The organism is Streptomyces sp. RKND-216, from assembly GCF_004795255.1.
Taxonomy (GTDB): Bacteria; Actinomycetota; Actinomycetes; order Streptomycetales; family Streptomycetaceae; genus Streptomyces; species Streptomyces hazeniae.
Map to the genome: position 1 here is coordinate 688,302 of NZ_SSBQ01000002.1, position 13,949 is coordinate 702,250.

Consider the following 13,949-nt stretch of genomic DNA (forward strand, 5'->3'; position numbering starts at 1 on the left):
CAGCTCCAGTTCCGAACCCGGGCAAGACGGAGGATCGCCGGTCGTACTTGTCCTACTCGCGGGCTGCGACTCCCGTGGAGGCGCCCTGTCCCCGAAGGGCCCAGGGGAGAGGGGCCGTAGCCGTCGCCGCGGGCCCAAGACGACCGGCCGGGAGGGCGGCGCGGTCAGGTGGACACGGTGCGGCGGTGGACGCGGGCCTCCCAGGGGGCGAGGGTGACGGTCGTGCCGGCCGGGGCGGGGTCGGGGACGTTGCCGAGCAGCAGCTCGGCGCCGGCCCAGCCGGCGGGGACGGGGACCTCCGCGGCGGAGCCCGTGAAATTGCCGAGCACCAGCAGCTCCACCCCTGCGGCCTCGTCGTGCCGCAGGAACGCGTACACGCGCTCGTCGTCCGGCAGCAACATCTCGAAGCGGCCGCGCGCCACCGCCGGTTCGTCGTGGCGCAGGGCGATGAGGCGCCGGTAGTGGTGGTAGACGGACGTCTGGTCGGCCACCGCCGCCTCGGCGTTGACCCGCACGTGGTCGGGGTTGACGGCGATCCAGGGTTCGCCGGTGGTGAAGCCCGCATTGGGCCCGGCGGTCCACTGCATCGGGGTGCGCGCGTGGTCGCGGCTCATCGCGGCGAGCCCGGCGAGGACGTCCGCCGGGTCGGCGCCCGCGGCGACGGCGTGCGCGTAGTGGTTGCGGGCCTCCACGTCCCGGTAGTCCTCGATCCGGGTGAACGGCGCGTTCGTCATGCCCAGTTCCTCGCCCTGGTAAACGTACGGCGTGCCGTGGTGCAGGTGCAGGACGGTGGCGAGCATGGTCGCGGACCGGACCCGCGACCGCTCGTCGGTGGCGTCCCCGAAGCGGGACACGATGCGGGGCTGGTCGTGGTTGCACCAGTAGAGGCTGTTCCAGCCGACCTCGTCGAGGCCGGACTGCCAGCGGCCAAGCGAGGCCTTGAGGTCGGTGAGGCGCAGGGGCTTCGGGGTGTACTTGTCGCCGTCCTGGTCGAGGCCCATGTGCTCGAACTGGAAGACCATGTCGAGCTGCCGCCGCGCGGGATCGGTGTGGCGGCGGGCCTGGTCGACGGTGACCCCGGGCATCTCGCCGACGGTGAGGGTGCGCTGCGGACGGTCGGCGAAGACCTCGCGGTGCATCTCCTGCAGGTACTCCTCCAGTCGGGGGCCGCCCATGCAGGCGGCAAGCCCGCCGGCGTAGGGGGCGCCGCCGGTGACCGGGCCGTCGGGCAGGCCGGGTTCCTTGGAGATGAGGTTGATGACGTCCATCCGGAAGCCGTCCACCCCGCGGTCGAGCCACCAGCGCATCATGGCGTACACCGCCTGCCGGACCTCGGGGTTCTCCCAGTTCAGGTCGGGCTGCTTGGGTGAGAAGAGGTGCAGGTAGTACGCGCCGCTCGCCTCGTCCCAGGTCCAGGCGGGGCCGGAGAACGCCGAGCCCCAGTTGTTGGGCTCGGCGCCCGGGGTGCCGGGCTCCATGCCGTCGCGGGCGGGGCGCCAGACGTACCAGTCGCGCTTCGGGCCGCCCGGACCGTCGCCGCGCGAGGCGGCGAACCAGGGGTGTTCGTCGGAGGTGTGGTTGACGACGAGGTCCATGACGAGCTTCATGCCGCGCGTGTGCACGGCGGCCAGCAGTTCGTCGAAGTCGGCCAGGGTGCCGAAGACGGGCTCGATGTCCTGGTAGTCGGCGACGTCGTAGCCGTTGTCGTCCTGCGGGGAGGGGTAGACGGGCGACAGCCACAGCACGTCGACGCCGAGGTCGTGCAGGTGGTCCAGGCGGCCGAGGATGCCGCGCAGGTCGCCGACGCCGTCGCCGTCGCTGTCGGCGAAGCTGCGGGGGTAGATCTGGTAGACGACGGCCGACTTCCACCAGGCCTCGTCACCGGGCGGGGGCGGTCCGGACGGCTGCGCGGAGGGGGACACGGCGGTGGGCAGGGTCACTTGGCGGAACCTCGCATGACTCCGGAGATCACCCAGCGCTGGGCGAAGACGTACACGAGCAGGACGGGGGCCATCGCCATCAGGTAGGACGCGAAGGCCACCGGGTAGTCGGTGTTGAACTGGTTCTGGAAGACGTACTGGGCGAGCGGGAGGGTCTGCTCGGCGGGGTCGGAGAGGACGACGAGCGGCAGCATGAAGTCGTTCCACGCCCACAGGCAGGTGAGGATGCCGACCGTCGCGTTCATGGGCTTCAGCAGGGGGAAGATGATGCGCCAGAAGATGGTCCAGGTGCCGGCGCCGTCCGTGCGGGCGGCCTCCTCCAGTTCGCGGGGCACGGACCGCAGGTAGCCGACGTAGAGGAAGATGTTGAGCGCGAGGCCGTAGACGACGTAGAGCAGGGCGAGTCCGGCCTGGTTGTCGAGGCCCAGCAGCGAGGTCTGCTTCACGACCGGCAGCATGATGATCGGGAACGGTACGAAGAGCGCCGAGACGAAGTAGTAGTACAGCCCGCGGAACAGCCTGCGGTGCATGTTGCGGGCGATGGCGTACGCCACCAGCGAGTTGGTGAGCAGTGTGACGGCGACGGCGCCGACCGTGATGAGCGCGCTGTTGAGCAGGGCGCTGGGGAAGTTCGTCAGGGTCCAGGCGTCGGCGAAGTTGGCCCAGCGCACGGTGTCGGGCAGGCCGAAGCCGGGGCCGCCGAGCTGGCCGGTGGTCTTCAGCGCGGTGACGACGGTGAAGTACAGCGGGACGAGCACCGTCAGGGACAGGGCCGCCATCACGCCGGTGAGCCACCAGTTGACGCGCGGCCGGGCCCGCTTCGCCCGGGCGGGGTGCTCGTCCCCGCGTATCGGCGCGGGGGTGGAGGTCGACGGCATCACAGGTTCACCTCGCGGCGCTGGAGCAGGCGCATCTGGAAGACGGAGATCAGGACGATGACGGCGAAGAACAGCACCGCGTTGGCGGTTTGGTAGGCGTATTCGCCGCCCTTGAAGCCGCCCTTGTAGATCAGGTACGAGACCGAGGTGGTGGCGCTGCCCGGTCCGCCCGCGGTGAGTGCTTCGACGTGGTCGAAGACCTGGAGGAAGTTGCGCAGCGAGAGCACGGTGTTGATGGTGACGAACGGTGCGATCAGCGGCAGCGTGACGGAGCGGAAGCGCTGCCAGGGCCCGGCGCCGTCGAGGGTGGCGGCCTCGTGCAGGTCCTCGGGGACGGTCTGGAGGCCGGCCAGGTAGATGATGATGTTGAACGCCGCCGCCTGCCACACGGCGAGGATCACCACGCCCACCCAGGCCAGGTCGGGGTCGGCGAGGATGCTGGTGCTGAGCGCGTCGATGCCGAGGTGCTCTCCGATGGCGGGCAGCGAGTAGGTGAACAGGTAGTTGAAGACGTAGCCGACGATGAGGATCGACAGCACGTTGGGGGTGAAGAAGACGCCGCGCAGTGTGGCGCGGAACCGGATCCTGGCGTGGAGTCCGAGGGCGACGGCCAGGGCCACGACGTTGGTGAGTACGGTCGCGACGGCGGCGAACTGGAACGTGAAGAGGTAGCTCTCCGCGATCCGTGCGTCCTCGAACAGGTTGAGGTAGTTCGTGAGGCCGACGAACTCGTAGGAGCCGTAGCCCGCGAAGTCGGTGAAGCTGTAGTAGATGCCGCGCAGCACGGGGGTGGTGTGCAGCAGCAGGAACAGTGCCAGCGCGGGCAGCACCATCCAGTAGTACGCGGCTTCGGTGCGCGGGCGGCGGCGGCGCGGGGCGGGGGCGGCCTCCCGCGCGGGGGTGGTCTCGGGTGCGGCCTTCGGGTCGGTGAGTACGGTCATGTCTCCTCCTTTCCGGATGAGGGGCGCGGTCAGGACGTGCGGGCGAGGACGCGGTCGTAGCTGTCGTCGAGAGCGCGCAGGAAGGCGTCGGTGCGGCCGTCCAGGAGGAACTGCTGGAGCAGCGGTTCCAGCCCGGCCGCGAGCGGGATCTGGTGGTCGGGGAAGCCGGTGACGCGGCCCCGCGCGAAGTACGGCTCCAGCTGCGCGAGGGCGGGGTCGGCGGGTTCGGTCCCGTCGAGGGTGGGGACGGCGCTCTGTTCCTCGGCGTAGGACGTCACCACGTCCTCGGTCATCAGGAATTCGATGAACTCCAGCACCTCGTCGGGGTGTTCGGTGTCGCGGCCCATGGTGAGCGCGACGTCGACGCCGGAGACCAGGCGGGTGGCGCCGGGGTCGTCGCCGGTGGGCATCGGGAAGGTGCCCATCTCGAACGCGGGCTCGTGGGCCCGGATGGCGGGGAGCGCGTAGCTGCCCTGGACGAGCATGGCGGCCTCGCCGTCGGCGAACGCCTTGTTGCCGGCGTCGTAGTTGCGGGCGAAGCGGGTCTTCTGGGTGTGCCGGTAGACCTCGGTGAGCTTGGCGGCGACGTCGGGGTAGGCCTCGGCGAAGCTGGTGCGGCCGGCGCGGCGCTCGTCCCAGAAGTCGTCAGGGGGGATGTTCGCGGCGAACTGGTTGAAGACCGGGAGCGCCGTCCAGGCATCGGCGAGGGTGCCGTAGAAGGGGGTGACGCCGGCCTTCTCGAAGGTTTCGGCTGCGGAGAGGAGCTGGTCCCAGGTGCGCGGCACCTCCACGTCGTGCCGTGCGAACAGGTCCTCGTTGTAGATCACCCCGCCGGCGTTGGAGGCGAAGGGGAGCCCGTTGACCTCGCCGGGGGCGGCGGTGCCGAGGTCGTTCAGCACCTGCTGGACACCGGGGGTGACGCGGTCGGCCGCGGGATGGCCGGAGAAGTCGTGGAAGACGCCGGCGGAGGCCAGTTCGCCGAAGGTGCCGTTGCCGTTGAGGGTCATGACGTCGGGGACCCGGTCCTTGACCAGCCGGGTGCGGAGGGCGGTCTCGGCGTCCGGCACGTGGTGCTGGACCACGTCGATGCGGGGGTGCTGCTTCTCGAAGTCGGCTATGAGGCGGTCGAAGGTGCCGACGGCCTCCGGTTTGAACTGGAAGAAGTCCAGGCTGACGGTGCCTGCTTCGCTGCCCTCGGCTCCGGCGCACCCGCCGACCAGCAGGGTGGTGGCCGCGAGGGCGGCGACGGCTTTGCTGCGTATCATCTGCTTCCTTTCGCGGAGGCGAGGCGCGGGCGTTCTCGGTGGCGCTCGCCTCCGGTGTGGACCGGCTCCGGAACACCCGGGGTGTCGTGTCCGGTGCGCGGTCAGCCGACCCGGCGGGCTTCGAGGAGGACGAGGCGTTCGGGGTAGAGGGTGGGCGCGTGGACGCCGGCCGAGGCCAGCACGCGGCCGGGCAGTTCGACGCCGTCCCGCCACCAGGGCAGCGGGTCGCGGGTCGGACCCTCGGGGCGGTCGCCGGGCGGCAGCGGCGCGAGCCGGTACACCGCGTCCGGGTCGAGTCCGGGCAGGGTGACGCGTTCGCCGGCGGACTGGACGGACGTCTCGGTCTGCACCAGCGCGTACACGGCCCGGGAGCGGTCGGCGGCGACGACGCCGTGCACCCACAGGGCCGGGTCGGGGTGGTCGCCGCGCACCACGTCGCCGCTGTGCAGCAGGTCGCGCAGCTCCTTGTGCAGCGCGACCCAGCGGGCGAGTGCGGTGCGCTCCTCGTCGGAGGCCTTCGTCAGGTCCCATTCGATGCCGAAGTGGCCGAAGAGGGCGGTGCCGGCGCGGAAGGCGAGCGTGTGGCGGCGGCCGGTGGTGTGCGCGCGGGGGCCGCCGACGTGGGCGCCGAGGAGTTCGGGGGGCAGCAGGAGGCCGGTCCACCGCTGGATGCCCTGGCGTTCCAGTGCGTCGATGCAGTCGCTGGTCCACACCCGGTCGGTGCGCTCCAGCACGCCGAGGTCGACACGGCCGCCGCCGGAGGAGCAGGACTCGATCTCCAGTCCGGGGTGGCGGGTCCGCAGTGCGTCGAGCAGCCGGTACACGGCGAGGGTCTGCGCGTGCACGCCGGCCCGGGCGTCGGGGCCGTGTCCGGCGTCGACCAGGTCACGGTTGTGGTCCCACTTCAGGTACGTGAGCCGGTACTCGGCGATCAGGGCGTCGAGCCGCTGGAGGATGTACGCGTACGCGTCCGGGTGGCCGAGGTCCAGAACCTGCTGGTGCCGGGCCTCGGGAGGCGTCCGGCCGCCCGCCGCCAGGACCCAGTCGGGGTGGGCGCGGGCGAGGTCGGAGTCCGGGTTGACCATCTCCGGTTCGACCCACAGGCCGAACTCCAGGCCCAGGCCCCGGACATGGTCGACGAGCGGGTGCAGGCCCTTGGGCCACACCTCCGGGTCGACGTACCAGTCACCGAGGCCGGCCCGGTCGTCGCGACGGCCGAGGAACCAGCCGTCGTCCAGCACGAACCGCTCGGCGCCCACCTCGGCGGCGGCGTCGGCGAGCGCGCACAGCTTGTCGACGTCGTGGCGGAAGTAGACGGCCTCCCAGGTGTTGAGGGTGACCGGACGGGCGGTGCGCGGGTGGTGCGGCCGGGCCCGCAGGTGCCGGTGGAAGCGGCCGGCCATCTCGTCCAGGCCGCGGCCGTAGGAGCCGTACACCCAGGGCGTGGTGTACGACGCGCCGGGTCCGAGGCGCACCTCTCCGGGCAGCAGGGTCTCGCCTCCGCCGAGCATGCGCACCCCGGCGGCCGTCCGCTCCGCGAGGGAGCGGTGGTTGCCGCTGAAGGCGGTGTGCACGCCCCACACCTCGCCGTGCCGGAAGCCGAAACCGGCCTCCCCGGCGACGTGCACGAGGGTGGCGTCCAGGCCGGTGCGGCCGCGCCGGTTCTCCCGCAGGTGGGTGCCGAGGGTGAAGTCGTGGCGCTGCGGGCTGCGTTCGCGCAGGTGGCGCCCGGCGAGGTCGAGCAGTTCGGTGGCGCGGGCGGGCAGCGGCAGCGCGAGGAGCAGGCCGTCGACGGTGTACGGCGCCGCGCCCTCGCCGAAGGTGTCGGTGACGGTGGCGCGCTGCCGGACCAGGCCGGACGCGCTCATCTCGACCTCCAGACGCAGGGCGAGGCCGGCCTGCGGGTCCACCGCGTCGACGGTCAGCCCGTCGGCGCGGGTGGCGACGTCCGCCACGGCGAAGGCGGTGGAGAAGTGTGCGCCGTCCCGGTGGCCGGTGAGGCCGGGAGTGCCGAGCCATCCGGCGGACTGCTCGGGCACCGACGACAGCGGGACCCGTACGTCCAGGGAGCTGGAGACCACCTGCGGCCGGGCGGCGACGGCCAGCGCGGTCAGCGCGTCGTCGGAGAGCGGGCCGAGGTCGGCGCCCCAGTGCAGCACCCGCGGCAGGCCGTCCCCGGTGCGGTCGAGGACGAGGGAGACGCCGCCGGCGCGCAGGTGGACGTACGAGGGGGCGTTCGAGGGGGTGCCGTCGCCGGCGGTGCCGCTGTCGCGCATCGATCGGTCCTCGGGATGGGTGTGGTGCGTGATGTCGCGGTTAGTTTTGGCGCAGAAGCTTCGGCGAGTCAACACCTTGCACCGGACGGGTCGGGTGGCGATTCCGCACACGGAGAACCTGAGGTAACTTCTGATATGGAAATAAGCACGGTGGGTCGCGGTACGGAACCGGGCGGTGCGGCCGGGTGCACGGAGCCCGTCCCGGAGGCCCGCTGCAAGGATGAGCTCCGTCCGGACACGCCCCCTACGTCCCCCGGAGGCACGCGAAGGTGACCGCGCTCCCGCAGCCCCCCTGGGCGCCACTGTCCGACGCGGCGCGGGCCATCATGCTCGCGGTGCTCATGCGCGGCCCGACCCCGCGCAGCGAACTCGCCCGGCGGATCGGGCTGTCCGCCGGCAGCCTCACCCGGCTGACCGCCCCGCTCCTGGAGAGCGGCCTGCTGGTCGAGGCCGGCCCCAGCCGCAGCGGCGCCGGCCGTCCCACCCGCCCGCTGGACATCGCGGCCGACGCCCACCACTTCCTGGGCGTCAAGGTCACCGACGAGGACGCCCACCTGGTGGTGACCGACCTGCGGGCGCAGATCGTGGCCGGCGCCCGCGCCGCACTGCCCGGGCACTCCCCCGGCGACGTGGTGGCGACCGTGCGGCGCGAGGCGGGAGCCCTGGCCCGGCGGGTACCCGAGCTGACCGCGGCCGGGCTCAGCCTCGGCGGACAGGTCGCGGACCATGCCACGGTCACCGCCGCGCCGTTCCTGCACTGGACGCGCGAGGTGCCGCTGGGCGCCCTGCTCACCGAGGCGCTGGGCGTGCCGAGCGTGGTCGACAACGACCTGCTCGCCCTCACCCGCGCGGAGCACTGGTTCGGCGCCGGCCGCGGCCACGACCGGTTCGCCGTGCTCACCACCGGCATCAGCGTCGGCTACGGACTGGTCGTGCACGACCGCATCGTCGACAGCCCCGACGCCGGACTCGGCCTGATCGCGCACCTGCCGCTGGACCCGTACGGCCCCTACTGCCCCGACGGACACCGCGGCTGCGCCACCGCGATGCTCGCCGCGCCCAGCATCGCCGCCGCCGTCTCCACAGGGGTGCGCCGGCCGGTCTCCTACGAGGAGTGCCTGCGGATGGCCGCGGACGGCGACCGGGTCGCCTCGCCGGTGGTGACCGCTGCCGCCCACGCGCTGGGGCGGCTGATCACCGTCGTCTCCTCACTCACCATGGCGCGCCGCGTCGTCCTCACCGGCGAGGGCATCGGCCTCGCGGAGGTGGGCCGCGAGGCCCTGGAGGACGGCATGCGCGCCGACCGCCACGCCGCAGCGACCCCCACCTCGTACGAGATCCAGCCGATCGACTTCTCCCTCTGGGCGCGCGGGGCGGCCGCCACGGCGATCCAGCGCTTCATCCTCGGCCCCGAGGACGGCTGACCCCCGCGGACACGCGGAGTCTCAGAGCAGGCCCAGTGCCTGCCCGGCGCATGCGGGAGCGGACAGCCGAGCGAGGCGAGGACGCCTCACAGCAGGTCGGCCAGAACGGGCGTCCCCGACGGCCGCTGCCCGGCCGTGACGGCGTGCGGCTCGCGCGCTCCGTCACGGCGTCACGGCGTCACGGAGCGGTCAGGCGGAAGCCGGCCTGGCCGAACTGGACGTGGTCGCCGGGGCGTACGGCGACGCTGCCGGTGACACGGCGCCCGTTGACCCAGGTCCCGTTGCTGGAACCCAGGTCGCGCAGGCTCCAGCCGGCGCCGGTGTGCCGGAGCTGGGCGTGCGCCCGGGAGACGGTGTGGTGCGTCAGCCGCAGCATCGACCCCGGCGCGCGTCCGATCGACAACGGGTACGGTCCCGGCCCGGGCAGCATGAGCTCCGGCAGCCGTTCCCGCTGCCAGGCGCGGCGCAGCAGCACGGGGAAGGCCGACGCCCTGCCCACCATCCGGTACAGCCAGTGCGTACCGCCGGACCGGCGGTTGTGCAGGTCGCCCAGGACCAGGTCGAGTTCGTCGTGCCGCTGGGCGTGCAGGATGACTTCCATGCGCCGCAGGAAGGTGTCCTGCGAGACCCTGCCGTCCGCCGCGCTCTCCCGGAGCACCTCGAGCGCGCGTTCCCGGTCGCCGTCGGACAAGCGCGGCGGATACGCGCTGAACTCGAGAGACGTCATGCCTCCATTCTCCGGAAGCGGTGAACTCCTGTCCAGAATCCGGGCGTTCCGCAGCACCCCTCCCGATAGGGTCGTGCGCATGCGAATCCCCAGGCAGGCGGCCCGTATCGCGGTTCTCGACCCGCGGGGAGCAGTGTTCCTGTTCCGTTACGACAACGAGGAGGTCGGGGTGCACTGGGCGATGCCCGGCGGCGGCCTCGACCCCGGCGAGACCCCGCGCGAGGGGGCGGTGCGGGAGCTGCGTGAGGAGACCGGCTGGGCCGACGTCGAGCCCGGCGGGCTGCTGTGCACCTGGGAGCACGACTACACCCGGGAGGGTGTGCCGGTGCGGCAGCACGAGCACGTCTACCTCGGCCGGGGACCGCGGAGGCAGCCCGTCGGCGACCTCGCCCCCGCGCACCGCGCGGACGGCATCCTCACCTGGCGGTGGTGGTCTCCCGCCGAACTGGCCGCGGCCGAGGAGGCCCTGTGGCCGCCGCAGCTCGCCGCGCTGCTCGCCCGCCGCGCCGGACACCCGGGCGCCGGGCCGGAGCACCTCGGCTTCGTGCCGAACGACCTCCCGCACGCCGCCCCGCCGGGTCGTGCGGAAAACCCGTGGACGCCCGGCGGCCGCGCGGGCTAACGTGCCGCTCACGCCCGCGAGACCGCAGGAAGGAGGCGAGCGCGATGCACCGCACCACGACCATGCGCTCCCGCCCCTGCCACCGGGCGATCCCTCTCCGCTGACCGGGAGCGCGACACGCCTTCCGGAAGGATCCCCATGACCGCACTGGTCATCCGCGCGCTCGTCGAGGACGAGGCCCGCGCACTGTTCACCTCCCTGTCCGACCCCGGACTGGTCGGCCGTCCGCTGCTCGGCCGCCCGTACGCGACCCACGCCGAGGGGGGCGAGTACCGCCCCGACTGGACGTGGGTCGCCCTGCGGGACGGCGTCGTCGTCGCCCGCGCCGCCCTGTGGGGCGCGCCCGGCGACGACGAGCCGAAGGTCCTCGACTGGTTCGACTTCGCGCCCGGCGAGCGCGAGGCCGGCGTGCGGCTGCTGCGGGCCATGCCGCACCGCGAGTACGAGATCATGCTGCCGCCCGGCTGGCGCGACGACCCGGCGGTGCGCGCCGCCGCAGAGGAGCGCATCGACGCCGCCCGGGAGGCCGGCTACCGGCCCCTGGTGGAGCGCTTCCGCTACCTGTGGACGCCCGCCTGCGGGCTTCCGGAACGTCCGGGACGGCTCGTCTTCCGGCCGGAACCGGACGACGAGGTGATCCTCGACGTGCTGCGCGGCGTCGAACAGGGGTCGCTGGACGCCCACGCCCGTGCCCTGCTCGACACCGACGGCGTCGAAGCCGCCGCCCGGGACGAGCTGGAGTTCCTCCACTGGATGCCCTCGCCCCGATCCTGGTGGCGGTTGGCCTGCACGCCGGACGGCGAGACCGTCGGCCTGCAGATCCCCGGCCGCAATCCGAACGGGCCGGTCGTCGGATTCGTCGGCGTCGTGGCCGGGCAACGCGGTCACGGGTACGCGTACGACCTGCTCGTCGAGTGCACGCACCAGCTCGTCGGTGAGGGGGCGGGCGAGATCGCGGCGGCCACCGACCTGGGCAACACCCCGATGGCCGCCCACTTCGCCCGTGCGGGCTACCCGGTGGTCCAGCACCGGTACTGCATGAGCTAGCCGCGCGGGGTGCCCTGCCGCAGCATGGGAACCATGCTGTTCGAAGTGTGGGCCCCCACCGCGGCGGAGGGTGTGGTGCTCCGGCTGGAGGCCCGCGAGCTTCCGATGGAGCGCGACCCGGCCCGGCCCGGCTGGTGGACGCTGCGCGTCGAGGCCGGGCCGGGCACGCGGTACGGGTTCGCGCTGGACGGCGGCCCCGTACTGCCCGACCCGCGGTCCCGGCGGCAGCCGGACGGGCCGGACGGACTCAGCGCCGTCGTCGATCCGGGGGCGTACGAGTGGCGGCATCCGTGGCAGGGCAGGCCGCTGGCCGGCGCGGTCCTGTACGAGCTGCACATCGGCACGTTCACTTCGGAGGGCACCTTCGACGCCGCGGCGGCGCGGCTGCCGCACGTCGCGCGTCTCGGCGTCACCCACGTGGAGCTGATGCCGGTGTCACCCTTTCCGGGGACACACGGCTGGGGCTACGACGGCGTCGCCCCGTGGGCGGTGCACGAGCCGTACGGCGGGCCGGACGGGCTGGCGCGTTTCGCGGACGCCGCGCACGGCGCGGGCCTGGGCGTCGTCCTGGACGTGGTGCACAACCACCTCGGCCCGTCCGGCAACCACCTCCCCGCCTACGGCCCGTACTTCACCGGCCGGCACCGCACGCCGTGGGGCGACGCCGTCAACCTCGACGACGCCGGTTCGGACGAGGTGCGGGCCTCGCTCTGCGGCAGTGCTCTCGCGCTGCTGCGCGACTTCCGCCTGGACGGTCTGCGGCTGGACGCCGTGCACACGCTGGCCGACGACCGGGCGCGGCACTTCCTGGACGAGTTGTCGGCAGCCGTTGACGCCCTCGCCGCCGAGACCGGCCGTCCCCTGTTCCTGATCGCCGAGTCCGACCGGAACGACCCGCGGACCACCACGCCGCGCACGGTGCACGGCCACGGCCTGCACGCGCAGTGGAACGACGACTTCCACCACGCGCTGCACGTCGCACTCACGGGTGAGGCGAGGGCCCTCTACGCGGACTTCGCCCGCGCGCCGATGGCGGCCCTGGCCAAGACTCTCACCGGCGGCTTCTTCCACGACGGCTCGTACTCGTCGTTCCGCGGGCGGCGGCACGGCGCTCCGCTGGACCCGATGACGCCGACGCACCGCCTCGTCGGCTTCGCGCAGAACCACGACCAGGTCGGCAATCGGGCAGCCGGGGACCGCCTCGCCGCATCCCTGTCCCCCGGCCTGCTGGCCTGCGCGGCGGCGCTGGTCCTGCTCTCGCCGTTCACGCCGATGCTGTTCATGGGCGAGGAGTGGGGCGCCCGTACGCCGTGGCTGTACTTCACCGACCACACCGACCCGGACCTGGCCCGGGCCGTGCGCGAGGGGCGGCGCGCGGAGTTCGCCGCGCACGGCTGGGACGGCGACGTCGCGGACCCGCAGGCGCCGCAGACCCGGGAGCGTTCCTGCCTGGACTGGTCGGAACCGGAACGCGACCCGCACGCGGCCCTGCTGGCCTGGCACCAGGACCTGATCGCCCTGCGCCGCGCCCACCCCGGCCTCGCCCACACCTCGCTGGGCGCAGCCCGTGTGACCTACGACGAGGACACCCGTTGGCTGGCGCTGAGCAGCGGGCCGCTGAGCATCGCGGTCAACCTGCATCCGGGGGAGACGGCGGCCGTACCGCTGCCCGCGCACCTGGAGGTGCTGGCCACCTGGAGCACCGCCTCCCAGCATGAGGACGGCATGCTGCTCCTCCCACCGGAGTCCGCGGCCGTCCTCCGCTGAGCGGCCACTCGTCGTGCGCGGCGGCAGCAAGCAGGTTGCCGCTCAGCGCACGTTCACCTGACGCCTCGGAGTTCAGCGGCCCGCGAGCGCCAGGAGGAAGCGGGTCTGCTCGTCGTCCCGCCCGGCGCAGACCCGGGGGACGGCGGCGAGCGGCGCCTGGACCCTGCACCAGCCCAGCACGCGGTCGGGACACAGGCCGGGCACCATGGCGGCCAGTTCCGCGGTCCGCCGCTTCAGCGCGGCGAGGTCCGAGACTCCGTCGAGCACCCAGTCCACCGCGTCGAAGTCGGGGTCGCCCCACGCGGGCCTCGGGTCGATCGCCACAAGGCGCCCGCCCGGACCGGACAGCACGTTGGCCGGGTGGAGGTCTCCGTGGACGAGGCCCACCGGAGCGCTGTCGGACAGCTCCCGGCACCTGGTCCTGGCCCGTTCGAGGAACGCGGAACCGAAGCGCCCGGGCACCCCGGCGGCGTCCGCTCTGCGCTCGGTGAGACGGCAGAGGAAGTCGACCCGCTCCGAGAGGGGACGCAGCGCCGAGGGTCCCTCCCGACCGGGCGACGGCTCCCGCAAGGCGCGGAGCAGGGCGGCCACTTCGGGCAGACGCCCGGCGAGTCGCTGCACGGGAGGACCCGGTGCCACGTCCTCCAGCAGCAGGGCCCCGGCCTGGAGATCCTGTGCGAGCAGGCCGACCACCGACGGCGACCCCGCCCAGCGGTGCAGGGCTTCCGCCTCCTCGCGCGCGATCGCGGGCGCGGGCGTGACCTTCAGCCATACGGTCGTTCCGGCGCCTCGTCGTCGGCAGCGGAGGACGCGTGAAGTGCCTCCGCCGCGGGATGCGAGGAGTTGCAGGTCCCAGCGGGCCGCCAGTTCTCCCGCGAGCGCGGGCAGCGCGTCGCACCAGGCGAGCACTTCGGGACCGAACCGCACGACCAGCCGGTCCCGGACGGCCCCCGGTGTGTGGGCCGGACCGTTCGCCGTGTCACTCCCGGAATCGCGGCTCCGCATGCGGGCGAGCCTACGGACCCGGGACTGGGGCCCGCTCCCGGTTTTCCGCGCCATTGA

At 73.3% G+C, this 13,949-nt stretch carries 11 protein-coding genes; 4 read left to right on the forward strand and 7 right to left on the reverse strand.

Annotated features, from left to right (window positions below; all coding sequences use genetic code 11):
• Positions 1–164: 164 nt before the first annotated feature.
• The 5 genes from E4198_RS03300 to E4198_RS03320 form a co-directional block, all read right to left on the reverse strand.
• Complete coding sequence (locus E4198_RS03300; protein ID WP_247597537.1) at positions 165–1,940, reverse strand: alpha-glucosidase; 1,776 nt, start codon at positions 1,938–1,940, stop codon at positions 165–167.
• Complete coding sequence (locus E4198_RS03305; protein ID WP_136181812.1) at positions 1,937–2,818, reverse strand: carbohydrate ABC transporter permease; 882 nt, start codon at positions 2,816–2,818, stop codon at positions 1,937–1,939. Before E4198_RS03305 ends, E4198_RS03300 begins: the two co-directional genes overlap by 4 nt.
• Entirely contained in the window at positions 2,818–3,759 is a 942-nt protein-coding gene (locus E4198_RS03310) for a sugar ABC transporter permease (protein WP_136181813.1), read from the reverse strand. The genes E4198_RS03305 and E4198_RS03310 overlap by 1 nt, the downstream gene beginning before the upstream one ends.
• 29 nt (positions 3,760–3,788) lie before the next feature.
• A complete protein-coding gene (locus E4198_RS03315; RefSeq protein ID WP_136181814.1) occupies positions 3,789–5,024 on the reverse strand; it encodes an extracellular solute-binding protein in 1,236 nt (411 codons plus the stop codon).
• Positions 5,025–5,125: 101 nt separating this feature from the next.
• Entirely contained in the window at positions 5,126–7,300 is a 2,175-nt protein-coding gene (locus E4198_RS03320) for an alpha-galactosidase (RefSeq protein WP_136181815.1), read from the reverse strand.
• 269 nt (positions 7,301–7,569) lie between these two features.
• Here E4198_RS03320 and E4198_RS03325 point away from each other — a divergent pair, with 269 nt between their 5' ends.
• Positions 7,570–8,724, forward strand: a complete 1,155-nt coding sequence (locus E4198_RS03325; protein ID WP_247597538.1) for an ROK family transcriptional regulator — start codon at positions 7,570–7,572, stop codon at positions 8,722–8,724.
• A 178-nt stretch (positions 8,725–8,902) separates the two neighbouring features.
• Here the strand turns inward: E4198_RS03325 and E4198_RS03330 are convergent, their stop codons facing one another.
• Positions 8,903–9,451, reverse strand: a complete 549-nt coding sequence (locus E4198_RS03330) for a DUF1707 and FHA domain-containing protein (protein ID WP_136181816.1) — start codon at positions 9,449–9,451, stop codon at positions 8,903–8,905.
• 79 nt (positions 9,452–9,530) lie between these two features.
• Here E4198_RS03330 and E4198_RS03335 point away from each other — a divergent pair, with 79 nt between their 5' ends.
• From E4198_RS03335 to treZ, 3 genes are all read left to right on the forward strand, one after another.
• Positions 9,531–10,073 carry an NUDIX domain-containing protein gene (locus tag E4198_RS03335; protein WP_136181817.1) on the forward strand — a complete coding sequence of 181 codons (543 nt, stop codon included), beginning with the start codon at positions 9,531–9,533 and terminating at the stop codon, positions 10,071–10,073.
• A gap of 138 nt (positions 10,074–10,211) precedes the next feature.
• Positions 10,212–11,120: a GNAT family N-acetyltransferase gene (locus E4198_RS03340; protein WP_136181818.1), complete on the forward strand. Its 909-nt coding sequence runs from the start codon at positions 10,212–10,214 to the stop codon at positions 11,118–11,120.
• Positions 11,121–11,153: 33 nt separating this feature from the next.
• Positions 11,154–12,887 carry a malto-oligosyltrehalose trehalohydrolase gene (gene treZ / locus E4198_RS03345; RefSeq protein WP_136181819.1) on the forward strand — a complete coding sequence of 578 codons (1,734 nt, stop codon included), beginning with the start codon at positions 11,154–11,156 and terminating at the stop codon, positions 12,885–12,887.
• A gap of 72 nt (positions 12,888–12,959) precedes the next feature.
• On the opposite strand, the gene E4198_RS03350 is transcribed toward treZ, so the two are convergent.
• A complete protein-coding gene (locus E4198_RS03350) occupies positions 12,960–13,892 on the reverse strand; it encodes an aminoglycoside phosphotransferase family protein (protein ID WP_136181820.1) in 933 nt (310 codons plus the stop codon).
• Positions 13,893–13,949 lie beyond the last annotated feature (57 nt).

Excerpts from the sequence above, each read along its gene's own strand:
- E4198_RS03305 (WP_136181812.1), bottom strand. The coding sequence starts at position 2,818 with ATGCCGTCGACCTCCACCCCCGCGCCGATACGCGGGGACGAGCACCCC.
- E4198_RS03310 (WP_136181813.1), bottom strand. The coding sequence starts at position 3,759 with ATGACCGTACTCACCGACCCGAAGGCCGCACCCGAGACCACCCCCGCG.
- E4198_RS03315 (WP_136181814.1), bottom strand. The coding sequence starts at position 5,024 with ATGATACGCAGCAAAGCCGTCGCCGCCCTCGCGGCCACCACCCTGCTG.
- E4198_RS03320 (WP_136181815.1), bottom strand. The coding sequence starts at position 7,300 with ATGCGCGACAGCGGCACCGCCGGCGACGGCACCCCCTCGAACGCCCCC.
- E4198_RS03330 (WP_136181816.1), bottom strand. The coding sequence starts at position 9,451 with ATGACGTCTCTCGAGTTCAGCGCGTATCCGCCGCGCTTGTCCGACGGC.
- E4198_RS03335 (WP_136181817.1), top strand. The coding sequence starts at position 9,531 with ATGCGAATCCCCAGGCAGGCGGCCCGTATCGCGGTTCTCGACCCGCGG.
- E4198_RS03340 (WP_136181818.1), top strand. The coding sequence starts at position 10,212 with ATGACCGCACTGGTCATCCGCGCGCTCGTCGAGGACGAGGCCCGCGCA.
- treZ (WP_136181819.1), top strand. The coding sequence starts at position 11,154 with ATGCTGTTCGAAGTGTGGGCCCCCACCGCGGCGGAGGGTGTGGTGCTC.
- E4198_RS03350 (WP_136181820.1), bottom strand. The coding sequence starts at position 13,892 with ATGCGGAGCCGCGATTCCGGGAGTGACACGGCGAACGGTCCGGCCCAC.